At 70.2% G+C, this 24,159-nt stretch carries 13 protein-coding genes; 10 read left to right on the top strand and 3 right to left on the bottom strand.

All coding sequences use genetic code 11. The annotated features are described in order from the left end of the window. Nucleotides 1-14 precede the first annotated feature (14 nt). The 5 genes from KBX26_RS17365 (at nucleotide 15) to KBX26_RS17345 (ending at nucleotide 6,048) form a co-directional block, all read left to right on the top strand. Nucleotides 15-746 (top strand): sensor histidine kinase KdpD, encoded by a 732-nt coding sequence (locus KBX26_RS17365; protein ID WP_210865881.1) that lies wholly within the window; start codon nucleotides 15-17, stop codon nucleotides 744-746. An 83-nt stretch (nucleotides 747-829) separates the two neighbouring features. Then, on the top strand, nucleotides 830-1,699 hold the full coding sequence (locus tag KBX26_RS17360) for a manganese catalase family protein (RefSeq protein ID WP_030337879.1): 870 nt from the start codon (nucleotides 830-832) through the stop codon (nucleotides 1,697-1,699). 137 nt (nucleotides 1,700-1,836) lie between these two features. Further along, nucleotides 1,837-4,167 (top strand): endopeptidase La, encoded by a 2,331-nt coding sequence (gene lon, locus KBX26_RS17355; protein WP_210865880.1) that lies wholly within the window; start codon nucleotides 1,837-1,839, stop codon nucleotides 4,165-4,167. Nucleotides 4,168-4,311: 144 nt separating this feature from the next. Next, nucleotides 4,312-4,710 carry a DoxX family protein gene (locus KBX26_RS17350; RefSeq protein ID WP_247680760.1) on the top strand — a complete coding sequence of 133 codons (399 nt, stop codon included), beginning with the start codon at nucleotides 4,312-4,314 and terminating at the stop codon, nucleotides 4,708-4,710. Between the two features lie 141 nt (nucleotides 4,711-4,851). Further along, nucleotides 4,852-6,048, top strand: a complete 1,197-nt coding sequence (locus KBX26_RS17345; protein ID WP_210865878.1) for a right-handed parallel beta-helix repeat-containing protein — start codon at nucleotides 4,852-4,854, stop codon at nucleotides 6,046-6,048. A gap of 94 nt (nucleotides 6,049-6,142) precedes the next feature. Here the strand turns inward: KBX26_RS17345 and KBX26_RS17340 are convergent, their stop codons facing one another. Continuing rightward, nucleotides 6,143-7,876 (bottom strand): DEAD/DEAH box helicase, encoded by a 1,734-nt coding sequence (locus KBX26_RS17340; protein ID WP_030337875.1) that lies wholly within the window; start codon nucleotides 7,874-7,876, stop codon nucleotides 6,143-6,145. A 105-nt stretch (nucleotides 7,877-7,981) separates the two neighbouring features. After that, nucleotides 7,982-8,896 (bottom strand): hypothetical protein, encoded by a 915-nt coding sequence (locus tag KBX26_RS17335; protein WP_210865877.1) that lies wholly within the window; start codon nucleotides 8,894-8,896, stop codon nucleotides 7,982-7,984. A gap of 132 nt (nucleotides 8,897-9,028) precedes the next feature. On the opposite strand from KBX26_RS17335, the gene KBX26_RS17330 reads away from it, so the two are divergent. From KBX26_RS17330 to KBX26_RS17315, 4 genes are read left to right on the top strand one after another with little or no spacing between them, the layout of a single operon-like run. Continuing rightward, nucleotides 9,029-10,183: a sensor histidine kinase gene (locus KBX26_RS17330; RefSeq protein WP_210865876.1), complete on the top strand. Its 1,155-nt coding sequence runs from the start codon at nucleotides 9,029-9,031 to the stop codon at nucleotides 10,181-10,183. Beyond that, the gene (locus KBX26_RS17325) at nucleotides 10,180-10,785 is read left to right on the top strand and encodes a DNA-binding response regulator (protein ID WP_030337872.1); all 606 of its coding nucleotides are present in this window, start codon (nucleotides 10,180-10,182) and stop codon (nucleotides 10,783-10,785) included. The genes KBX26_RS17330 and KBX26_RS17325 overlap by 4 nt, the downstream gene beginning before the upstream one ends. A gap of 27 nt (nucleotides 10,786-10,812) precedes the next feature. Continuing rightward, nucleotides 10,813-12,012, top strand: coding sequence for a low temperature requirement protein A (locus tag KBX26_RS17320; protein WP_081884184.1), 1,200 nt, complete (start codon nucleotides 10,813-10,815; stop codon nucleotides 12,010-12,012). 60 nt (nucleotides 12,013-12,072) lie between these two features. Beyond that, the gene (locus KBX26_RS17315; RefSeq protein ID WP_030337870.1) at nucleotides 12,073-12,591 is read left to right on the top strand and encodes a 2'-5' RNA ligase family protein; all 519 of its coding nucleotides are present in this window, start codon (nucleotides 12,073-12,075) and stop codon (nucleotides 12,589-12,591) included. A 28-nt stretch (nucleotides 12,592-12,619) separates the two neighbouring features. On the opposite strand, the gene KBX26_RS17310 is transcribed toward KBX26_RS17315, so the two are convergent. Then, nucleotides 12,620-13,297, bottom strand: a complete 678-nt coding sequence (locus KBX26_RS17310) for a hypothetical protein (protein WP_051708886.1) — start codon at nucleotides 13,295-13,297, stop codon at nucleotides 12,620-12,622. Between the two features lie 865 nt (nucleotides 13,298-14,162). Between KBX26_RS17310 and KBX26_RS17305 the strand changes: the two genes are divergently transcribed. Continuing rightward, complete coding sequence (locus KBX26_RS17305) at nucleotides 14,163-24,035, top strand: polymorphic toxin-type HINT domain-containing protein (protein WP_210865875.1); 9,873 nt, start codon at nucleotides 14,163-14,165, stop codon at nucleotides 24,033-24,035. The last annotated feature ends 124 nt before the right edge of the window (nucleotides 24,036-24,159 follow it).

Below are 24,159 nucleotides of genomic sequence, written 5' to 3'. Positions count from 1 at the left end.
GGGGAGTCGGGTGGATGCGCGTACGGCACGGTTTGCGGGACCTGCTGCGAGGGTTGCGCCCCATCGCGCCGACACCCGCCGAGCGGCGAGCGACGGAGGCTGATTCGGAGTTGCTGCTGCGGGTGTTGTGCCACGAGTTCCGGACGCCGGTGAGCACCCTGACCTCGTTGACCCGCGCTCTGGCCGACGAGCGTCGCGAGCTGACCGGTGCCGATCGGCGGGCGATCACCGAGCTGGCCCGCGACCAGGCCGCACACCTGCAGAGTCTGCTGCGCGACGCGACCGCCGGCACCGGCGCGCTGGCGCTGGCCGCGCGGCCGGAGCCGGTCGTCGCGCTGGCGGGCATCCTGCGGGAGGCCGCCGCGTTGGTGCCGGCCGGTCGGCGGCGGGCACGGGCCACCCGGCGGGCCGCCTCCTGCCCGGTGCCGGCCGGACGCACTCGACAGGTGCTGGTCAACCTGGTGCAGAACGCGTTGCGGCACGGGCCGCCCAACGGGCAGGTCGGGCTCTACGCCACGGTGCGCGGTCCCGGCGTGAGCATCCTGGTCACCGACGAGGGCAGGGTCGACGACGCGCTGCTGGTCGCGCTGCGGCGTCCGACGCCGGCCGTCGGGATGTCCGGTCTGGGCCTGTGGATCGCGCGGCAGCTCGTCGCGACCGACGGGGGAGCGCTGAGGGCGCACCGGCTGCGGCCCCGTGGAGTGGCGCTGGAGGTGTTGCTGCCGGTGGCCCGCCCGCTGGGATGACCCGGGCGGGCCACCGGTTGGCCCGCTCGGGTCAGCCCAGCGGGAACGGCCTCGCTACCTGTTTCCGGTACCGAGGAGGTCGGATGTTCAGTCACGTCAAGGATCTGCAGTTCGAGGCCAAGCCAGACGGCCCGGACGCGGCTTTCGCCCGTCGGCTGCAGGAGGTGCTGGGCGGCAAGTGGGGCGAGATGACAGTCGCCAACCAGTACCTCTTCCAGGGTTGGAACTGCCGGCTGCCCGGCAAGTACAAGGATCTGTTGCTCGATGTCGGCACCGAGGAGATGGGCCACGTCGAGATGATCGTCACGATGATCACCCGGCTCTTGGACAATGCGCCGCTGTCGCTGACCGAGGGGATCGCGGAGGACCCCGGTGGTGCGGCGACCTACGCCGGCGAGAATCCGGCGCACTTCATCCATGGCGGTGGTGGTGCCCTGCCCGCCGACTCCAACGGGGTGCCCTGGAGCGGCGCGTTCGTCACCGCCAGCGGCAACCTGTTGGCCGACTTCCAGCTCAACGTCACCGCCGAGGCGCAGGGTCGGCTCCAGGTCGCCCGGTTGTTCCACATGACCGACGACCCGGGTGTCAAGCAGATGCTGCGCTTCCTGCTGGCCCGCGACACGATGCACCAGAACATGTGGCTGGCGGCGATCGAGCAGCTCAAGGAGGACGGGCTGGAGGAGATGCCGGTGCCGGAGGCCTTCCCGGACTCGGGCGAGTTCACCGAGGAGTACGGCTACACCTATCTGGGTTTCTCCTCGGGGACCGACGCCGCCCAGGGGCGTTGGGCGTCCGGGCCCTCGCCCGACGGCAAGGGCGAGTTCCGGTACGACGACAACCCGCGGGCGAACGCGCCGGAGCCGGTGCTGCCGCCGGGTGACCCCCGCCTGTACGGCACCAATCCGGGGGTGGCCGGATCGGTGGTGAACACGGTGAAGAGCAAGCTCACCTGAGGTGTCCCGTCGGGTCGCCCACCGGTCCTGGGCGACCCGACGGAACCGCCCCGGGAAGTGGTCTGGGTCACAGATCGGAACAAGGGGAACGCTTTGTTACTTGAGTGAGACACGCTCAACTCAACGCGAGGTGTTCGATGGCAACTCTTCCGGTACTTCCCCTGACCGACGCCGTGCTGCTGCCCGGCATGGTCATCCCGGTGACCCTCGACCCCACCACCCAGGCCGCGATCGACGCGGCGCGGGCGACCGGCGACCGCAAGCTGCTGGCCGTGCCGCGCATCGACGGCGAATACGGGCCGGTCGGCGTGGTCGCCACCATCGAGAAGGTCGGCCGGCTGCCCGAGGGTGAGCCCGCCGCCGTCATCCGTGGCCTGTCCCGGGCCCGGATCGGGTCCGGCGTGCCCGGCCCCGGCGCCGCCCTCTGGGTCGAGGCGACCGAACTCGACGAACCCGCCTACGCCGGTCGGGCCCGTGAACTCGCCCGCGAGTACCGCGCCCTGGTGACCTCCGTGCTCCAGCAGCGGGGCGCCTGGCAGGTCATCGACGCGGTGGAGCGGATGACCGACCTCTCCGAGCTGGCCGACTCGGCCGGTTACGCGCCCTGGCTGACGCTGGAGCAGAAGACCGAGCTGCTCGCCGCGCCGGACGTCACCGCCCGGCTGGAGCTGCTGGTCGGCTGGGTGAAGGACTACCTGGCCGAGCAGGAGGTCACCGAGCAGATCAACAGTGACGTCCGCGAGGGGCTGGAGAAGTCCCAGCGCGAGTTCCTGCTGCGTCAGCAGCTCGCCGCGATCCGCAAGGAACTGGGCGAGGACGAGCCGGACGGCTCCGCCGACTACCGGTCCCGGGTCGAGTCCGCCGAGCTGCCGGAGAAGGTCCGCGAGGCGGCCATGCGCGAGGTCGGCAAGCTGGAGCGGGCCAGTGACGCCTCCCCGGAGGCGGGCTGGATCCGTACCTGGCTGGACACCGTGCTCGAGATGCCGTGGGGCACCCGTACCGAGGACAACACCGACCTGGCCGCGGCCCGGGCGGTGCTCGACGCCGACCACGCCGGTCTGTCCGACGTGAAGGACCGCATCCTGGAGTACCTGGCGGTGCGCAACCGGCGGGCCGAGCGCAACCTCGGCGTGGTCGGCGGTCGTGGCTCCGGCGCGGTACTCGCCCTCGCCGGCCCTCCCGGGGTCGGCAAGACCAGCCTCGGCGAGTCCGTGGCGCGGGCGCTCGGGCGCAACTTCGTCCGGGTCTCGCTCGGCGGCGTCCGCGACGAGGCGGAGATCCGCGGGCACCGGCGCACCTACGTGGGTGCGCTGCCCGGCCGGATCGTCCGCGCGCTGCGCGAGGCCGGCTCGATGAACCCGGTCGTGCTCCTCGACGAGGTGGACAAGCTGGCCGCCGGCTACGCCGGTGACCCCGCCGCCGCCCTGCTGGAGGTGCTCGACCCGGCCCAGAACCACACCTTCCGGGACCACTACCTGGAGGTCGATCTGGACCTGTCCGACGTGCTCTTCCTGGCAACCGCCAACGTGGTGGACGCCATCCCCGGCCCGCTGCTGGACCGGATGGAGCTGGTCATGCTGGACGGGTACACCGAGGACGAGAAGGTCTCCATCGCCCGCGACCACCTGCTGCCCCGGCAGCGGGAGCGGGCCGGGTTGACCGCCGAGGAGGTGACGGTCGCCGACGAGGCGCTCGCGCTGATCGCGGGGGAGTACACCCGCGAGGCCGGCGTGCGGCAGCTCGAACGGGCCCTGGCCAAGATCCTGCGCAAGGTGACGGTGACCCTGGCGACCGACCCCACGCCGGTACGCGTCGACACCGGCAACCTCACCGGCTACCTCGGACGACCGAAGTTCACCCCGGAGTCGGCCGAGCGCACCGCGGTGCCGGGCGTGGCCACCGGCCTGGCCGTCACGGGTGCCGGTGGTGACGTGCTCTTCATCGAGGCGACCAGCATGGAGGGCGAGCCGGGGCTGACCCTGACCGGCCAGCTCGGTGACGTGATGAAGGAGTCGGCGCACATCGCGCTCTCCTACCTGCGCTCCAACGGGCGGCGGCTCGGCATCGACCCGAACGCCCTCGCGGGACGCCGGATCCACGTCCACTTCCCGGCGGGCGCGGTGCCCAAGGACGGTCCGAGCGCCGGCATCACCATGGTCACGGCCCTGGCGTCGCTGGTCACCGGGCGCCCGGTCCGCCCCGAGTTCGGGATGACCGGTGAGGTGACGCTCTCCGGTCGGGTGCTGCCGATCGGTGGGGTGAAGCAGAAGCTGCTCGCCGCGCACCGGGCCGGTCTCACCGAAGTGATCATCCCGGCGCGCAACGAACCGGACCTGGACGACCTGCCGACCGAGGTGCGCGAGGCGCTGACCGTGCACACCCTGGCCGACGTGGCCGACGTGCTCGCCCTGGCGCTGCGCCCGGCCGACGTGAAGACGCTGGACGGTCCGGCGCTCTTCACGGTCTGACGTACCAAGCGACAGGCCCCCGCCGCTCACGAGACGGCGGGGGCCTGTCGCTGTGCCCGGGTCCCGGAGGACCGTACTGTCGTGCTTGAGACGTCAACTACCTCTCCGCCGTAGGGCGGTCCCCCGGAGGAAACCCCTGTGAACATGGTGCTGTGGATCGTTCAGATCCTGCTCGCTGCCATCTTTGGCGGCATCGGCGTGGTCAAGCTGACCCAACCCAAGGAGAAGCTGCACGAGACGATGGGCTGGACGAAGGCCGCCACGCCGATCCAGGTCAAGGCCATCGGCGCCCTGGAACTGCTGGCCGCCATCGGGCTGCTGCTGCCCGCCCTCACCGGCATCGCCACGGTGCTCACCCCGCTCGCCGCGCTCGGGCTGGTCATCATCATGATCGGCGGCATCGTGGTGCACCTGCACGGGGTGCGGACGGCCACCGTGCCGGAGCGGCGCACGGTGGAGATCCAGGGCATCGTGACGTGCGTGGTGCTGCTCGTCCTCGCCGCGCTTGTGGCCTGGGGCCGCTTCGGGCCGTACCCCCTCTGACCCGCAGCGCCGGCGACCGTCCCACCCGGACGGTCGCCGGCGGCGTTCTCCGCGCTCGTCGGAGCCCGCACCCGTGCCCCCTGCGGGCCGCTGATCGGCTATAGGGTCGGCCTCCGCACAGTGTTCATCACGGGGAGACGCATGGAAGCGAACGCCAACACGTCCGGTGCCCTGCCGCCGACGGTGCCGCACCGGCCGGAACCAGCGGGCCGAGGGCTGGGACGACGGGCCCTGTTCGCCGGCGGAGCCGGCGCTGCGGTCGTGGCGACGCTTGCCACACCGGCCAGAGCCGAGCCGACGACGGTACGGGAGGGCGCGCTCAGCCTGCGTGACCCCCGGGTCGGCTGCCTGCTCGACGGCAGTGACGAGGCGGCGAAGGTCGAGGTCGCGCTGAAGCTGCTGCCGCAGGAGGGTGGGGAGATCTTCCAGCCGGTGGGCCGACTCGGCCTCGGATCGGAGGTCACCTTCCCGACCAGCCTGACCTGGACCGGGGAGAACATCGGCGCGGCGATCATCCAGCCGGCCCCGGGTTACACCGGTCGCCTGGTCTCGTCGGGCATCTACAACCAGATCTCGAACGTGCACTTCTACGGCAAACGCACGTCGGGGGTGCTGCTGACCATCCGTGCCCCTCGGTCGACCTTCCACCACCTGCACTTCAGCAACTCGGGCAGCCACGCCATCGAGTTCGTCGGCACGGCCGAGGCCACCAGCGCCCACGCGAACAAGATCACCGACATCAACGTCGAGGACTGCGTCGGCATCGGCATCTTCGTGAACGCCTGGGCCTACGACAACGAGTTCCTCAATGTCTGGATCGGTGAGTGCGCGACCGGCCTACGACTGCACGACGGTGCCTGCTTCTTCGACAACCTGCACGTCTGGGGATGCGTCGGCAACGGCGTTGAACTGCGGAACAGCGGGCACCGGAACACGTTCCAGAACGTCTACCTCGAGTCGAACGGCACCGGCGGCACCGGGAACGGAGTCGACCTCTGGCAGGTTTGGGGCAACCAGTTCATCGGTGGCCGCCTGTGGCGTAACGCCTCGAACGGCATCGGTGTCTTCTCGTCCGGGCGTACCCGGATCATGGGTCTGGAGATCCACGAGAACGGTGAGAGCGGGATCCGTGGCGGCGACTCCGGCCTGTGCCAGGTGATCGGCAACCAGATCTACTCCGATTCGACGACCACCCGCCGGCAGGACCGGCCGATCGTCACCGTCGGCACGAGCGACAACTGGATCATCAGCAACAACGTGATGCGCGCCTTCGACCACGCGGCGGGCGGTGCCTCGCTGGTCGGCGGCAAGAACGTGGTCACCGGCAACATCGAGTAGAGCCGGCGGGGCGGCGCGGTCACCGCCCCACCGTTCGCACTCCCGTCGCGCGTCGCCGGCGACCGTCGTACCCCGGCGGTCGCCGACGACGCGCTCAGCGCTCGTCGCCGCCGCGGTCCCGGCGTACGGTGGCCTTGCGGCCCTTGATGGTGCTCTGCCGCAACCCGGAGATCACCTCGTCGGCCACCCCCTGCGGCACCTCCACCAGCGAGAACCGGTCGGCGATCTCGATCGAACCGATGTCGCGGCCACGGATGCCGGTCTCCCCGGTGATCGCGCCGACCAGGTCCTGCGGGCGCACCCCGGCCCGTCGGCCCAGACCGACGAAGACCTGGACGGTGTTGCCGCCGCCGGAGCGCGGCCGACCCCCGCCCCGCCGGTCGCCGCCCCGGCCGCCGGACTCCGGACGACCCTCGCGCGGGCCGCGCACCGGAACCTGCGGGATCTCCTCCTCGTCGTCGGAACCCGGCGACGTCACCTCGTGGGCCAGCTTCACCGCGGCGAGGGCGACCTCCATCAGGTCGAACTCGTCGGTCAGCGTCTCCACGATCACCCGGTACGGGTCGAGGTCGTCCTCCAGCAGGCTCTCGCGCAGGGCCGCCTGGGTCAGCTCCAACCGGCGGGTCCGCATGTCCGCCACGGTGGGGATCTTGTCGATGGTGATCCGCTGGCCGGTGACCCGCTCGATGGTCTTGAGCATCCGGTGCTCGCGCGGCTCGGCGAGGGTGATCGCCACGCCCTCGCGGCCGGCCCGACCCACCCGACCGATCCGGTGCACGTACGACTCGGGGGCCGACGGCACGTCGTAGTTGACGACGTGGGTCAGCTGCTCGACGTCCAGCCCCCGGGCCGCCACGTCGGTGGCCACCAGCAGGTCGGCGGTGCCCGCCCGCAGCCGGCCCATGACCCGGTCGCGCTGCTCCTGGCTCATGCCACCGTGCAGCGCCTCGGAGCGGTAACCCCGGCCGTTCATCGTCTCGGTCAGCCGGTCGACCTCTTCGCGGCTGCGGCAGAACACGATCGCCGCGGTCGGGGACTCCACGTCCAACACCCGGCCCAGCGCGGCCGGCTTGTGCGCCCGGGTCACGATGTACGCGCTCTGCCGCACCCGGGGCGCCTCACCGGCGACCGGCTGCTCCCGGCCGATCTCGATCCGGACCGGCTCGCGCAGGTGCTGGCGGGCCATCCCGTCGATGCGCGACGGCATGGTGGCCGAGAAGAGCACCGTCTGACGTTGCGCCGGGGCGTGCTCCAGGATCGCCTCGATGTCCTCGGCGAAACCCATGTCGAGCATCTCGTCGGCCTCGTCGAGCACCACCGTGGCCAACCCACCGAGGCGCAGGGTGCCCCGGGCGATGTGGTCGAGGGCCCGCCCGGGGGTGGCCACCACCACGTCGACGCCGCTGTCCAGTGCCCGCAGCTGCCGCCCGATCGGCTGCCCACCGTAGATCGGCAGCACCCGCGCGCCGAGGTCCTTGCCGTAGCGGTGGAACGCCTCGGAGACCTGCACCGCCAGCTCCCGGGTCGGCACCAGCACCAGCGCCACCGGGTCACCGCCCTGGCGGTGTGCCGCCATGAGGTTCAGCAGCGGCAGCGCGAACGCCGCCGTCTTGCCGGTGCCGGTGGCCGCCTGACCCAGCAGGTCCCGACCTTCCAACAGCGGTGGGATAGCCTCCCGTTGGATGGGGGTCGGCTCCTCGTAGCCGAGGGCGGCGAGCGCGCCCAGCAGTTCGGTGCGCAGCCCGAGCTCGGTGAAGGCGCTCACCTCGTCGGTGCCGTCGGGGGTGGCGTCAGTCGGTGCGTCGTGCTGTGCAGGTGCGGAACTCATGCGCCAAGCCTTTCATCACGCCGTCCGGGCCGTTGCGGCGACTGCCACAAGAACTGTCCTCGGGCCCGTGCTGTGCCCGTTCCCCGGTCCCGGCGGCGGCCTCGGTCAGCCGTCCGTGGTCAGGATGGCCAGCACCATCACCGCGGCGAGGGCCACGTCGAGCACCATGCAGAACTCGGTGTAGCCGCGCGGCACGACCCGGGCGCGGCGGTGGTGCGCCAGGTCCCAACCGGCGTGCGCCAACCAGCCGAACGCCACCAACCAGGCGGCGGTCCGCCCGCCGACCACGACCGCGGCCAGTGTCACAGCGACCCAGCCGGCCAGACCGGCGAGTTGGGTGGCGAGCACCCCCGGCCCGCCGAGCGTGCCACGGACCGCCCCGATCAGCAGGTAGCCGCCGGGCAGCACCAGCATCGTCCACGGGCTGAGCACGCTCGGGTCGACCCACATGTCAACTGTCATCAGCAGCGCCAACCCGGTCGGCCAGCGGTGGGCGAGCGCCACCACGGCCGGGTGCCGGCGGACCGGCGCCGACGTCTCGTGTCGGTGCCGGACCGCCACCAGCACCATCGCCGGGATCATCAGCAGGTGACCGCCGAGGACCATGGCGTCGGCACCGATCAGGCCCGCCCGGAACGGCACGAGCAGCAGCAGGAACGGGACGTACATCGCGGCTGCCATCTCGCCGACCGCCAGCCAGCGGTGCGCCCGGTAACGCATCACCACCGTCATCCCGACTGTCATGTTCGTGGCCATCACCAATGCGGCGACCTCCGGCCGGGCCAACGTGCCGCCGACGCCCAGAGCGGTGCCGGCCAGCTCCCACAACGGCGCGAGCAGCAGCATCCCGGCGACCATGGCCAGCGCCATCTCGCCCAGGTGCCACAGCAGTCGCCGCCGGCTGTGGGCCGCTGCCGCGCTGGTCGGCGTCGGGCCCGGGGGCGTCGGGTCGTCGGTGGGCAGCGGCGCTGGTGACGGTACGGCGGTGACGCTGTCCGCGTACATCCTGGTGTTTTCCATGCCTCGACCCTGCCGGTGTCACCGGGGTGGGCGGCAGACCCGTTCGTCACGGGAAAACCGTGCGGATTCCACGGTTCGACAGTGACGGTTCGCCGGGGTGGAGCAGGCGCGCGGCGGTCCTAGGATCGGTGCGTGTCGAGCGTGGCGGTAACTCCCCGGGCGGACCGCCGGCTGCGCCGCGCCCGGCAGGCGACGTTGGTGTCGTTGGCCACCGGCGTCTGGGCGAGCGTCCTGCTACCGGCGGTCGGCCTGACCCGCGAGCCCGACCCGGGCCGGGTGGCGTTCGGCGCGGCCGGCATTCTCGCCTTCGTTGTCGCCCAGACCGTCGTGCTGTACGCGGCGGTGACGCCGTGGCTCGACCGGCGCTGGCGGCGTCGGGCCGAGCTGAGCCTGGTCGGGGTGGCGGTACTGACCGTTCCGTTGGTGGGTCCGGTGGCGGCCGGCAGCTGGCCGACCTGGGCCTGGCTCGGTGCGGCGCTGATCGGCATGACGCCGCTGCTGGTGCGGTGGCGGGCCGCCCTGGCGGTGGCGGCCGGTGTGCTGGCGGTGACGGTCGCGGTGGCCTGGTGCACGGGTGGTTCCGTCCCGCGCCACCTCGGCGTGACCGGTGGGATCGGCGTGGCCGTCGCCGCCGTCAACGGGTTCCAGGTCTGGTTCTGGGACCTGCTCGTGGAGGCCCGGCAGGGCCAGGCCGCGCAGGCTCGGCTGGCCGCGGCCGAGGAGCGGTTGCGCTTCGCCCGCGACGTGCACGACGTGCTGGGGCACCGGCTCACGGTGATCGCGTTGAAGGCCGAACTCGCCGCCCGGCTCGCCCCGGTCGACCCGCAACGGGCCGGGCGGGAGGCCGCCGAGGTGCAACGGTTGGCCGCCTCCGCGCTGAGCGAGGTGCGCGAGACAGTGCACGGCTACCGGGCCGTCGACCTCGACGAGCAGCTCGCCGCGGTGGTGGGGGTGCTGCGCTCCTGCGGGGTGCGGTGCACGGTGGTGCCGCCACCGACGGACCTGCCGCAACCGGCCGCCGTCGAGTTGGCGGCGGTGCTGCGCGAGGCGAGCACCAACGTGCTGCGGCACAGTCGGGCCGACTGGTGCCGGATCCGCATCGACTGGGAGGATGACGTGGCCAGGATGACAGTGGCCAACGACGGTGCCGACGACAGCGGCCCGGACGCGCACAGCCACGGCCTGCGGGGGCTGGCCGACCGACTCGCCGCCGCCGGGGGAGAGTTGCGGGTACGCCGGGAGGATGCGATCTTCACCCTCGAAGCCACAGTGCCGGCGCGGTCGTGATCCGCGTCCTGCTCGCCGACGACGAGGAGCTGATCCGGGTCGCCGTCGCCGCGCTGCTCGACCTGGAACCGGACGTCGAGGTGGTGGCACACGCCGCCGACGGCCCGGCAGCCGTCAGCGCGGCGCTGGCGCACCGCCCGGACGTGGCGGTGGTGGACCTGGAGATGCCGGGCCTGGACGGCATCGCGGTGGCCGCCGAGCTGACCCGGGTCCGGCCTGACTGCGCGGTGGTCGTGCTGACCGGGCACGGCCGGCCCGGGCACCTGCGCCAGGCGTTGACCGCTGGCGCCCGAGGGTTCCTGCCCAAGGGCGCGCCGGGTGGGGCGCTCGCCGACGTGATCCGCCGAGTGCACGCCGGAGGTCGCTACGTCGACCCGTCGTTGGCCGCCGACGCGCTGACCCTGCCCCCGTGCCCGCTGACCCCACGGGAACTGGAGACCCTGCGGTTGGCCGAGGTCGGCGCCCCGGTCGCGGTGATCGCCCGCCGGGTGCACCTGTCCACCGGCACCGTGCGCAACCACCTCTCCGCCGCCGTGCAGAAGCTCGGCGCTGCCGACCGGGCCGAAGCGGTCCGCACCGCCCGGGACAACGGCTGGCTCTGAGTATCGGCCGGCTGTCAAGATGGGCAAATGCCCAGGAAAGTCGCAGCGGGTCCGGTCGACCCGGTGCGTTCCAGTGCCGTCGAGCTCTTCTTCGACCTCGTCTTCATCTTCACCCTCGGCCGGCTGTCGGCGACCCTGGTCGAGGAGCCCAGCCTGCTCGCCGACGCGCAGGCCGTGATCTTCCTGCTCGCCTTCTGGTGGATCTGGTACAACACCAACCTGGCCACCGACAGCCTCGACTGCGAACGACCCACGGTGCAGATTCTGATCATCTGCGTGATGCTCGGCAGTCTGCTGATGTCCATCAACGTTCCGGACGCCTTCGGCGACCAGGCCTTCGTCTTCGTCAGCGCGTACCTCGGGATCCACCTCGGCCGTACCCTGGTCATGGCCCTCTACCTGCGCGGCACCCCGGCCTGGCGTCGGCCGGTCCGGGGAATCGTCTGGTATCTGCTGTCCGGGACGGTCTGGTTCGCCGGAGCCGCGGCCGACGGCGACGACGCCCGGGTCGTGCTGTGGGCGTGCGCGCTGGCGATCGACTACTCGGGGCCGGTCCTGGGGTGGCCGGTTCCGGGGCTCGGCCGGGCGCGGGCCACCGAGTGGCACCTCTCGGGCGAACACCTCAACGAGCGGTACCGGCAGTTCATCATCCTGGCCCTCGGCGAGACGATCCTGGCCACCGGCAACTTCTACCGGCTGTCGACGCGGGACCTGGCGGACACCACCGCGTTCCTGCTCACCTTCTGGACGGTGGTCTTTCTCTGGTGGACCTACTTCTACCGCACCACGAGCAGCCTCGCCGTGAAGATCGACACCGCCGTCGACCCGTACCGGCTCAACCTGCGGGCGAGCTACACCCATCTGGTGATGGTGGCGGGCATCCTGCTCACCGGCATCGGCGGCGAGTTGATGCTCAAGGAGCCCGGCGGGCAGCGCTCGGCCGGCAACGTCGTGGCGATCCTGATCGGGCCACTGACCTTCCTCGTCGGGCGGATGATCTTCGAGATCTGGGTGTTCGGCCGCCTGACGAGGCACTGCCTCGCGGCCGTGGCGGCGTGCCTGATCCTGAGCCCCGTGGCGGCGCGACTCCCGCCGCTGGCGGTCGGCCTGCTGGGCGCGGCCACCATCACCGTCGTCGCCATCTTCGACCTGACCCACCGGGCCCGGATCGCGGGTGAGGTCAACCCGGTGCCGGACGGGGACCGTTCTCGTCGTCACGCGGTGTGACGCGGCGGCCCGCTGCCCATCCGGGGAGGGCGGCCTGGGCACTGCGGCTAGCGTGGGCGCGTGCGTACGGTGGAACTGCTCTGCTCACCCGGTCTGGAGGTCGCGGTCCGGGCGGTCTGGGGCCGGCTGGCGGCCGCCGGGCTGCCCAGCCTGGACCGCAACGTCCACCCCACCAACCGGCCGCACCTCACCCTCGCCGCCGTCGACGAGTTCCCGCCGGGGGTCGAGCACCGCTTGGCCGAGATGTTCGACGCCACGCTGCCGGTGCCGGTGACCCTCGACCGGGTGGTCGTTCTCGACGGCAGCGCCCCACTGGTCTGGCTGGTCCAACCCAACCCGGCGCTGACCGCGCTGCACGCCGCCGTCTGGGATGTTCTCGCCGAGGCTGAGGGGCAGCGTCCGTGGCACGCTCCCGGCGCGTGGGTGCCGCACCTGAGCCTGGCCCTGCGGTTCCGCAACGCGGACCTGCGGCTGGCCCGCGCCGTCGCCGGTGGACAGCGTCCGACGGGCGCCTTCGCCGCCGCCCGCAGCTACGACGGCACGGACCGGTCGGTGACAGCGCTGACCCGGCTCCGCTGACGCAAGCGCCGTACCGTCCGGGCGGGCCTCAGTTGCTGCCCCCACCGCCATCGCCGTCTCCGCTGAACTCGCCGCCACCGCTGCCGCCCGCACCGCCGGCGTAGCCGTGACGGCCGTCGTTGAAGGGCAGATCGCCACGAATGCCGGGTGGTTTGGGCCGCTTGCCCGGCCCTGCGAGGTGTTGCAGGCAGACCCGGTCGGAAACCGGGAAACACTCGCCACGGCCTCCGCAGTCCGCGAGGTAACGGTTGCCATTGTGGATGTGCAGTTCTTGGTCCACCCGGAACAACAGCGGAAGGCTGTCCGAGCCGCCCCCCTCGTCCCGGCGGCCGTGCTTGAGCGTGGAGAGCAGAAGGGAACGGCGACTGTCGTCGGTCGTGTCGTCGCTTGTCGCCGACCCTGGCCGGTGCTGCGGGGGGCGCCCGAACGCGGTGTCGCAGAACGTGGCGTAGTCCTGCGCATGCAGGGTCAGCTGCTGCCACAGATCGTCCACCACCACCGACGGCATCGACAGCTTCGCGCCCGGCTGGCGGGCGATGATCCGGAACCACTGCCGGGTCGCGGTTTCGACGAGAGCGATGTCTTCGTCGCTGAGCTGGGGATGCCGGTTTCGTAGATGCTGACGCCCGCTGGCGGGAAACCGCAGATCGGACACGGCGCGGAGTCGGCGAGGGTTGCGGTCGCTGCTGAACTTCGTCCAGATCATGCGGTTACTTCCATCCGCCCGGGGGTGCAGGCGCTAGGGCCCCGACTTGCCGAAGTGGCGCCGCGGCTCCTTCAGGGTAGGGGCAGTAGGCAAACCGACGCTGCTGTCGAAGGCCCCGCCCCGGTTGCCCAGCGGATTGAGGCCGCGCCGGTCAACGCAAGCGTCGACGCCGAGAAGGCGTCCCTATTGCGGATTGCCTGGACAAATACGACACGTTCACGTAATCCTCAACCGAAAGCACAGTATTGACTGTGATGGATTTTGTGGCCGTGATTGCCGGCTGGTTGACGGGTGGATTCACCCGCCATGACAGGCTCGTCATCAGTGACCGTGGATCTCCTGTCAGGCGTGGCCGGCGGACGGAAGCGTCGTTCGATGGTGGAGTCCGGCGGCGTCCATGATGGACGGCCAACGAGCCGGACGGCGTGGGCGGCAAACGGACTTAAGCCATCAAATGACCTGCCGCTTAGCGGAAAGTAATCATCCCTGGTCGCAGTGCTGATCAGCGAGCTTTCTGTGGCCGTGCCTTGACAGCCGATGGGCGGTGCTGCAACCTACAGCGGCATATCGATGAGTAACAGCACACGGGGGTGTGAAGCTGTGACCGTTGACCTGGCGGCATTGTGCCGTGCCGAGTCGTTATTGATTGTGTTGGGCGATCCGCTCCGGCGTGAATTCGGTCCGCCCGGATTGCCTCTTCCTATCTCCTGAAATTCTCGTCGACCGATGGGTCGATGCGCGCCGCCGTGCCCGTAGAGAGGTACGGCGATCACCCGTCCGACTGTGTGGGGCCTTCGCCGGTCTCGCGGTCCGTGCGTGCCTGTCTCTGCCGCTCCGCCCGTCCTCGATCCAGGGGTGACCAACCATGTCCTTCAGCACTCGGCATCTGCCCGACCCGCGCGGTCGGCTGACCGATCTGCGTGGTCGGCTCCTCCGGCACCGCTCGGTGTTCGGCTCCGGCACCACTCGATCCCTCCTGGCCGCGGCCCTCGCCGGTGTGCTGATGCTCAACCTGGGTGGCAGCGGGGTGACCGCGTTGCCGGCGGGCGGTAGCCGGGACCGTGACGGTGTCGCCTCCACCGGTCGGGGTGGCGGCGCGAAGCCAAGCCAGGCCTGGGGTTCGGCGGCGGGCAAGGCGCACGTGACGTCCGGACGACCCAACCGCGACCTTCCGAAGTCGCTGCGCGGGCAGTACCCGCCGCACAAACTCGCCGACAAGCCGGCCCCCGGGCGTAACAAGGCGTCGGTGGCCACCGCACCCGTCGACGACACCCGCGGCTTCGACAAGCGAACCAGCCGGGAACGACCGGCCGAGCGCGCTGTCGACCAACGCGTCTTCGACAACGCCGACGGCACCCAGACGACCGAGTTCTCCTCCGCCCCGATCAACTACCGCAAGCCCGACGGCAGCTGGGCGGCCATCGACCACACTCTGGTGCCCGCCGCCGACGGGTGGCAGACCACTGCCGACTCGGTCGGACTGCACCTCGCCGGGAACGGCGCGGCGAGTCAACTGGCCCGGCTGAGCTTCGACGGTGACACCGAGTTCGGCTTCGGCCTGGCCGAGGCGACCAACGCACCGGGACGGATGAACGGCACCGCCGTCACCTACCCCGGCGTACGCCCCGAGGTCGACCTGCGCCTGGAGCCGCGAGCCGGTGGCGTGAAGGAAACCCTGGTCCTGCACTCGGCCAAGGCGCCCACCTCGTACGTGTTCCCGCTGAACCTGCGCAACCTCACCGCGAAACTGGTCGACGGCCAGATCGTCCTGACCGACCGGGCCGGGCACCAGCGCGGGGTCATCCCGCCGGGTTACATGGTGGACGCCGGCTCGGGCACGGCTGGTCCCGCCACCTCGACCAAGGTCGCCTACGAGCTGATCACCACGGGTGGGCACACCGCGCTGAAGGTAACCCCCGACCGGGCCTGGCTGGCTGACCCCGCCCGGCGGTACCCGGTCGAGGTCGACCCGACTGTCGGCCCGCCGGTGGACGCGCTCAACTCCGACAGCAGCATGTCCGTGCACGGGGGTAGCTCCACCTCCGGCACCAACGAGTTGCTCGTCGGGCGCTTCCCCTCCACGGCGTGCCCCGGGGGCAACTGCGGCGGCGATTTCAACGCCGCGGCCTACCTCAAGTTCGGCAACCTCGTGAGCCGGCTGCAGAACCACACCATCCACGGCGCCGCGCTCTCCGCTGTCAACTTCGACGCGGCCTCCTGCAAGGCACGCGCGGTCACCGTCCACCCGGTCACCGGGTCGTGGTCGGCCGGCACCGGCTACTCGTACCCGGGTCCGTCGGTGGGTGGCGCGCTGGTCAGCCGCTCGTTCGCCCACGGGTACGTCGCTCTCGGCCAGTCCAGGTCCGCCTGTCCGGCGGCCGGGGAGATGTTCGACCTCGGCGCCGGTGGCCGTAACCTGGTGCAGCGGTGGGCCAACGGCCAGCAGGCCAACAACGGTCTCTCGCTGCGGGCGTCCACCACCGACACGTCGGCGTGGAAGAAGTTCGCCGGCACCGGCACTGCCAACCCGCCGGCGCTCTACGTCACGCACAGCCCGTACAACGCCGGGTACGCGATCCCGAAGCCCACCCCGGAGCCGCCCGTCCTGCGAAACCAGGACGGCAAGGTGAAGGTGACAGTCACCAACCTCGGCGCCGAGGCGTGGACGCCGGCCAACTACTACCTCGCCTACCGGGTCTACAACGCGCAGACCGGCGCCGCGGTGACTCAGCAGCGGGCCGCCAACCTGCCCACCACCCTGGCTCGTGGCGCGAAGGTCACCCTCGACGCGACAGTCAAGCGGTTGGAGCCCGGCTCCTACTTCCTCGACTTCACCATGGTGCGTACCGGCGGAGCGGTCTTCACCGACCACCAGGTGCCACCCGGTCGGATCGTGCTCCAGGTGTTCGACGTGCCGCCGGTGGTGCAGGAGCTGTACCCGGAGAACGGCTACCAGGCGCCCACGCTCACCCCGTTGCTCTGGGCCCGGGCCGTGGACACCGACGCCGCACCCGGCGCCACCCTGTCGTTCAAGTTCGAGATCTGCGACCGCACCGACGCCGGCGCGGCCACCAACTGCACCAACTCCGGCTACCAGGCGAGGCAGTCCTGGGTGGTGCCTGCCGGCCGGATGGTCTGGGGCAAGAGCTACCTGTGGCGGTCGTACGTCAAGGACAGCGCCAGCGAGGTCACCTCCCCGTACTCGACGATGTTCAGCTCGGTGCCGCAACCGGACCTGCTGTCCCGGATCGCCACCTCACCCAACGCCGAGCAGGGTCGCGAGTTCGACGCGCAGACCGGAAACTTCGCCACCTCGGCGGTGGACGCCACCGTGGTGACGGTCGGGCCGGAGCTGAACCTGGTCCGCACCTACAACAGCCTCGACCCCCGCACGACAGGTGTCTTCGGCGCAGGGTGGTCCAGCCGGTACGACATGACGCTGGTCCCCGACAACGACGGCACCGGCAACGTGGTGGTCCGCTACCCGGACGGCCAGGAGGTGCGGTTCGGCAAGAACCCCGACGGCACGTACGCCCCGCCGCCGGGCCGGGTCGCGAAGCTCACTGTGGACAGCAGCAACTGGAAGCTGGTCGATCGCTCCGGCAGCATCTACCAGTTCTCCCTGCTCAACAAGCTCCAGAAGATCACCGACGTCTCCGGACGTTCGGTGAATCTGATCCCCGACCCGATGACCGGCAAGCTCGCCAAGGCGCAGGTCGCCAACAGCCAGAGCAACACCGCCGGCCGGTCGCTGCGCTTCACCTGGAACGGCAACCGCATCGCCACGGTCAGCACCGACGCGGTCAACGGCGCGGCGCTGACCTGGAACTACACCTACACGGGTGACCTGCTGACCAAGGTCTGCGGCCCGGAATCCGCCTGCACCAACTACACCTACGCGGCCGGGTCGCACTACCGCACCGCCGTTCTCGACGCCAAACCCGACTCGTACTACCACCTCGGTGAGGCCGAGGGCACCGGCGCGGCCAGCGACGTGGCGATCAACCTGGGCAAGGACGCCGGCACGTACCGCAACAACGTCACGCTGGGCCAGCCCGGCGTGCTGGAGGGCACCACCGGCACCGCCGCCGGCTTCAACGGCACCTCCGCATACCTGGAGCTGCCCAAGGGCCTGATCAAGAAGAGCCGCGACGTCTCCGTCGAGCTGTGGTTCAAGATCGGCCTGACCCAGACCGGCGGGCCGCTCATCGGCTACCAGGACAAGGCCGTCGGTACCGCCGCCACCAGCGGCGTCCCGCTGCTCTACACCGGCAGCGACGGTCTCCTGCGCGGCCAGTTCGCCAACGGCACGATCGCGCCGTTCACCTCGACCAAGGTCGTCAACGACAACCAGTGGCACCACGTGGTGCTCTCCGCGATGGCCAACACCCAGACCATGTACCTCGACGGGGTCAAGGTTCCCACCCCGGCCGCGCAGACCGGGCAGCCGATCGAGCACTCGCTGTTGACCTTCAACCAGGTCGGCCTCGCCTCGGCGACGACGCCCGGTTCGTGGCCCGGCTGGGGCGGCACCGCCCAGCGTTACTTCGCCGGCACCATCGACGAGGTCGCCGTCTACTCCCACCCGATCGGGCCGGACACCGCCAAGGCGCACTTCCAGTACGCCAAGCCGGCCGCCCAGCAGCTGACCCGGGTCACCCTGCCCAGTGGCCGGGTCGCCACCGAGGTCGAGTACGACACGGCCACCGACCGGGTCAAGGAGTACACCGACGACAACGGCGGTACCTGGAAGGTGGGCCAGCCCACTGTCTACGGCGGCGACACCGACCTGCGGCGCAGCGTCCAGGTCCTCGATCCGGCCAACCGCCCCTACCTGTACGAGTACGACGCGCTCGCCGGTCGTCTGCTGCGCTCCGGCACCCCGCTGGGACTGGAGACGCGGGAGGAGGACCGGCCCGGGCAGACCAGCCCGACGCCGAGCCCGCCGCCCACCGAGGTCTGCACCCAGCCCGACCCGAACGACCCCGCCTTCTGCACGGTGATCCCCGGTGACGCCGGTGGGCCGATCTTCGTGCGGCACCCGTTGGACGGCATGGCCATCCGCTCGTTCTCCTACAACGAGGACGGCCAGCAGAGCATGGTCACCAACGAGAACGGCGACACGGTCGAGATGACCTACGACAGCAGGGGCCGTCTCGCCACCCGCAAGAGCTGCCGTACGCCCACGCAGTGCTTCACGAACTACTACACCTACTCGACCACCATCACCGACCAGTTCGACCCTCGGATCGACCTGGTGGTGGCTCAGCGCGACGGCCGCTCCACGGGGCCGACCGACAACAACTTCCTGACCTCCTTCACGTACCACCCCAGCGGACAGCTGCTCACCCAGACCAACCCGGACGGCAGCCTGGTCACCCACGCCTACACCAGCGGCGGCGAGGTCGGCGTCAACGGCATCATCCCGCCCGGGATGCTGGCCAGGAGCATCACCAACGCCCAGACCAAGCCCACCGCCTACGCGTACTACGCCAACGGTGACCTGCACAAGGTGACCGAGCCCTCCGGGCTGGTGACCGAGTACACCTACGACGCGCTCGGCCGACGGATCACCGAGAAGGTCATCTCCGACACCTATCCCGCGGGCGTCACCACCACCTTCACCTACGACGGACACTCACGGGTCGCCACCGTCACCGGGCCGGTCACCACCGACACGGTCACCGGCAAACAGCACCAGAGCCGAACCGTCAACGAGTACGACGCCGACGGCAACCCCACCAAGGTCACCGTCTCCGACCTGCTCGGAGGTGACCCCGAGCGGGTCACCAGCACCGAGTACGACGACGAGGGCCGGCCGGTCCGGGTCGTCGACCCGGAGGGCAACGAGACCAGCTTCGGCTACGACCGGTTCGGCAACAAGACGACAATGACCGACGCCAACGGCAACCGCTACGACTGGGCGTACACCGCCCAGAACAAGGTGGCCGAGGTCCGGCTGCGGGACTGGCGCAGCGACCCGGCCGGTACCCCCGGCACCGGCACCGGCGACTACCTCGTCCTGCACTCCTACTCGTACGACTTCGCCGGGCGGTTGGCCAGCGACACCGACGCCATGGGCCGGCGACTGGAGTACAAGTACTACCGCGACGACCTGCTGGAGAAGATCACTCTCAAGGACTTCCGTAACCCGGACGGCTCCAAGCGGGACTACGTCGTGGAGGAGAACACCTACGACGGGGCCGGCAACGTCACCCGCAAGGTCGGCGCCAACGGCACCCAGATCACCGACCACACGCCGGACAGGGCCGGCAAGGTGGCGAAGACCGTCCAGGACCCCAGCGGGCTGCGCCGCACCGAATCCTTCACCTACGACTTCAACGGCAACGTCAAGCAGGTCGTCCGCACCGGTAACCCGTCGAACCTGAGCTGGTTGGTGCCGGCCACCTCCGAGGTCGTCGACTACACCTACGACGACTCCGGCAACGTGCTCACCGAGAAGGTCACCGCCGGCAGCGAGACCCGGGTGACCAGCTACACGTACGACAAGCGTGGTCTGCGCATTTCGGTGACCGACCCGCGCGGCAACGTCTCCGGCGCCGACAAGGCGAAGTTCACCAGCACCTTCCGCTACGACGAACTCGGCCGCCCGATCGGGCAGAGCGGCCCGACCGTCCTGGCCGAGAGCGACGGGAACCCGGCCGTCCCCACCAGCCCGACCAGCTCGGTCGGCTACAACACCTTCGGCGAGCAGGTCGCGGTCAAGGACCCGCTGGGACGGGTCTCCACCTCCGAGTACGACAAGCTCGGCCGGGTGGTGCGCAGCCTCGCCCCGACCTACCAGGCTCCCGGGGTCTCCCAGACGGTCACCCCGGAACACAAGCGCCGCTACGACGCCGTGGGCAACGTGCTGGAGGAGACCGACCCGGCGGGCACCACCAGCTACACCTACGACCAGCTCAACCGGCTGACCGTCCGGGACGAGCCGGCGAAGACCAACGACGACCGGGCGCTCACCCGTTACACCTACACCCGCACCGGTGAGGTCCTCTCGGTCACCGGCCCGACCGGCGCGCGGGTCGAGTCGACCTACGACGACCTCGACCGGCAGGTCACCCAGACCGTCGTGGAGCGGCGGCCGACCACCCGCAACCTGGTCAGCAAGCTCGCCTACGACGACGCGGGCAACCTGACCTCGTCGTCGTCCCCGACCGGGGCGACCACTGTCAACACCTTCAACGCAGCCGGTGAGATCACCCGCAGCACCGCCCCGACCGGCGAGGCCACGATCTTCGGGTACGACTTCGCCGGCCGCCAGGTCCGCGTCTCCGACGGCCTCGGTCGCACCACCCGGACCGGGTACGACCAGTTCGGCAACCAAACCAGCACCATGAACCTCAAGGCCGACGGCACGGTCCTGCGCACCCAGAGCTACGGCTACGACGAGGCCGGAAACATGACCTCGTCGAAGGACCCCTACAACACCGTCACCACCTACGAGTACGACGCGGCGGACCAGCTCGTCAAGCAGGTCGAGCCGACCGACGCGGACCCGATCACCACCACCTTCGGGTACGACGCCGCCGGCAACCGGACCCGCTACACCGACGGCCGCAACAACTCCACCATCTACACCTACAACACGTTGGGCCTGCCGGAGTCGGCGATCGAGCCGTCCACGGCGAGTCACCCGAACGCCGCGGACCGGACCTGGACCGTCGCGTACGACGCCGACGGCAACGCCGTGCGGCTCAGCGCCCCGGGTGGGGTGAGCCGCACGCGGACCTACGACGCGTCCGGTCGACTGACAGTGGAGACCGGTTCCGGGGGTGACACCCCGACCGCGACCCGGACCCTGGACTATGACCAGGGCGGCCGGTTGACCAGCGTCAACGCCCCCGGTGGCAGCAACACGTACGACTGGAACGACAGGGGTGGGCTGCTGTCCACCGCCGGCACGTCCGGCACGGCGAGCTTCGACTACAACGACGACGGCCAGCTGACCATCCGCACCGATCTGACCGGCACCGCCACCTTCGGCTACCTCAAGGGTCGCCTCGACACCCTCACCGACGGGATCACCGGCCAGCAGCAGAAGCTGGACTACGACGCCGCCGGTGACGTCAAGACCGTCGACTACGGCGCCGGCCGCGTCCGCACCTTCGGGTACGACGACTACGGCCGGATCGAAAGCGACGTGCTGCGCAACGGGGGTGGTCAGACGGTCGCCTCGGTCACCTACGGCTTCGACCTGAACGGCCACCTCACCAGCAAGAACACCACCGGCACCGCCGGCGCCGGCAACAACACCTACGACTACGACAAGGCCGGCCGGCTGATCTCCTGGACCAGTCCGGCCGGGACCGTCACGTACGCCTGGGACGCCAGCGGCAACCGGATTCGGGCCGGGTCCAAGACCGCCACCTTCGACGAACGCAACCGGCTGCTCTCCGACGGCGACTACACCTACGCGTACACCCCGCGGGGCACCCTGCGGACCCGGACCAGTTCGGGTCTGGCCGAGCAGTACTCGTTCGACGCCTTCGACCGCCTCACCGCGGCGCAGGGCCAGACCTACAGCTACGACGGGCTGGACCGGCTGACGTCCCGTACCGGCAACTCCTTCATCTACGCCGGCCTGGGCGACGAGGTGGTTCACGACGGCGTCGAGTACTACGGTCGCGGGCCGAACGACGAGCTGCTCGCCACCGCCCAGGGCGCCGACAAGCGCCTGTCGCTGACCGACGCCCACGGTGACGTGGTGGCGGCGATCAACCCGGCCGACACCCAACTGTCAACGCTGAACGACTCCACCGCGTACGACCCGTTCGGCAAGAAGGTGACCAGTGTCGGCAGCACCGGCCGGTTGGGCTTCCAGGGGGACTGGACCGACCCCGACACCGGGCAGGTCGACATGGGCGCCCGCTGGTACCAGCCCGGCACCGGAACGTTCACCTCGCGGGACAGCGTCAACTACACCACCGGCGACTCGATCCTGGCCAACCGCTACACCTACGGGGCTGGCGCCCCGCTGGACTTCGACGACCCGGACGGGCACTGGCCGCGCTGGGTGAAGCGTGCCGCGAGCGCGGTAGCGAACGTCACCTCCAATGTGGTCAAGACGGCGTACAACGTCGGCGCCTCCATCTACAACGGCGCCAGGAGCCTCGTCTCTTACACCGTCAACCTGGCCGTGTCCGGCCTCAAGGCAGTCGGCCGGGTCATCTCCAGCACCGCGAAGTGGCTCGGCGAAAAGACGATGAACGCCGTCCGCTACGTCGGCAAGCAGATCCAGTCTGGAGCCAAGCAGCTCGCCCGCGCTGCCGACTGGGCAAAACAGCAGAAGCAACTCGTTGCGCAACGCATCTACCAAGCCAAGGTCGCGGTGACAGCCGCCGCGAAGTCGGCCATCAAGAACGCGGTCAAGTTCACCAAGTTGCCGGTGATCCAGGCCCTGACAAAGCCCATCATCGCGCTCGGCAAGGTGGTGTCCACCGGTTTCAAGGTGGCGGCGAGCGTCGTCGCGGTCACCACAATGGCCATCAAGGACCCGCAAAAATACAGCCAGAACCTCTGGCTGGAAGCCGCACAGAGGTTGACGCCGCTCGTCGAGGGCGCCGAGAAGATCTGGGACAAGGCGACCCAGTTCGTCGACGAGCACGCCGCCGAGATCGCCGGCTTCGCCGTCGGTGCCGTCGTCGGTCTGGGCTGCGGCGCGGCGATCGGCTGGACCGGTGTCGGGGCGGTGGCCTGCGGGGCACTCGCCGGGGCGGTCGGCTCGGCGGTCACCGGCTACATGGACGGTAAGCGCGGGTCAGATCTTGCCGGCGCCACCGCCATGGGCGGTCTCACCGGCGCTCTCGGTGGTGCGCTCGGCTCCATCGGTGGCCAGGCGCTGGGCGCGGGTATCCGTGGGCTGAGCGGTGGGCTCCGGTCGGCCGGCAGCAAGGCGCTCAACGCGGGCGTGGGCGAGGCCCGCAGCATTGGTCGAGGTCTGCTCGGTAAGTGCGCCAGCAACAGCTTCACCGGCGAAACCCGGGTGCTGATGGCGGACGGCAGTTCCAAGCGGATCGATCAGGTGCAGATCGGCGACAAGGTTCTCGCTACCGATCCGACGACCGGCCGCGCTGAGGAACACGCCGTTACCGCACTTATCGTCGGATCGGGCAGCAAGGATCTCGTTGAGATCACCGTCGACACTGACGGTGGGCTTGGTGACCGCGAGGAGAAACTGACCTCCACGGGCGGGCACCCATTCTGGATCGCCGATCAGAACCGTTGGGTCGAGGCGACGGATCTGGCGAGCGGTTACATCTTCGAGACTGCTGATCACCGGCCAGCGTCTGTCGTTACCACTCGGAAGTGGACCGAGTATCACCAGGTCTACAACCTCACCGTGGATGTCCTCCACACCTACCATGTGCTAGCTGGCAGTACCCCAGTCCTCGTTCACAACGCCGGCTCCACCTGTGCGGTACATGGGGGGCCGACAGGGATACCGAATCGAGATCTCCGCGAGCCGCAGCAGTGCGGTTGTTCGGGGAGTCGGGGACCTGTCGGAGATCTTGGGCCCGGGCTTGACGAGGGTGCTCCGGAGGTGGCTAATAGGCGTATCACGTTCGCCGATGAGTTGCGCACGCAGCAGTCGAACCAGACGTCGGTTGCCCGTGGTGTGAAGGGAGTGGTGGACGCGGTCAAGATAGCGGGGACAGATCCGATAGGTGCTGGCCTGATCATTGTTGTTGGTATTTGGGCAAGGATTAAAAGCAGCTTTTAGTGGGCGAGGCGGTCATGGGCGAGACGGTTTTGTTGGTGCTGACGGTGGCGCTTGTGGCTGGTCTGACTGCTGGCGGATTGCTGTGGCGCGCGCGTAGGCGTAAGGCTCGGCTAGCGATCGAACC

This window comes from Micromonospora sp. C97 (assembly GCF_018070385.1).
GTDB classification, from domain to species: domain Bacteria; phylum Actinomycetota; class Actinomycetes; order Mycobacteriales; family Micromonosporaceae; genus Micromonospora; species Micromonospora parva.
Note: the sequence above shows the minus strand (reverse complement) of the source record. Positions and strands in the feature narration are given on the sequence as shown.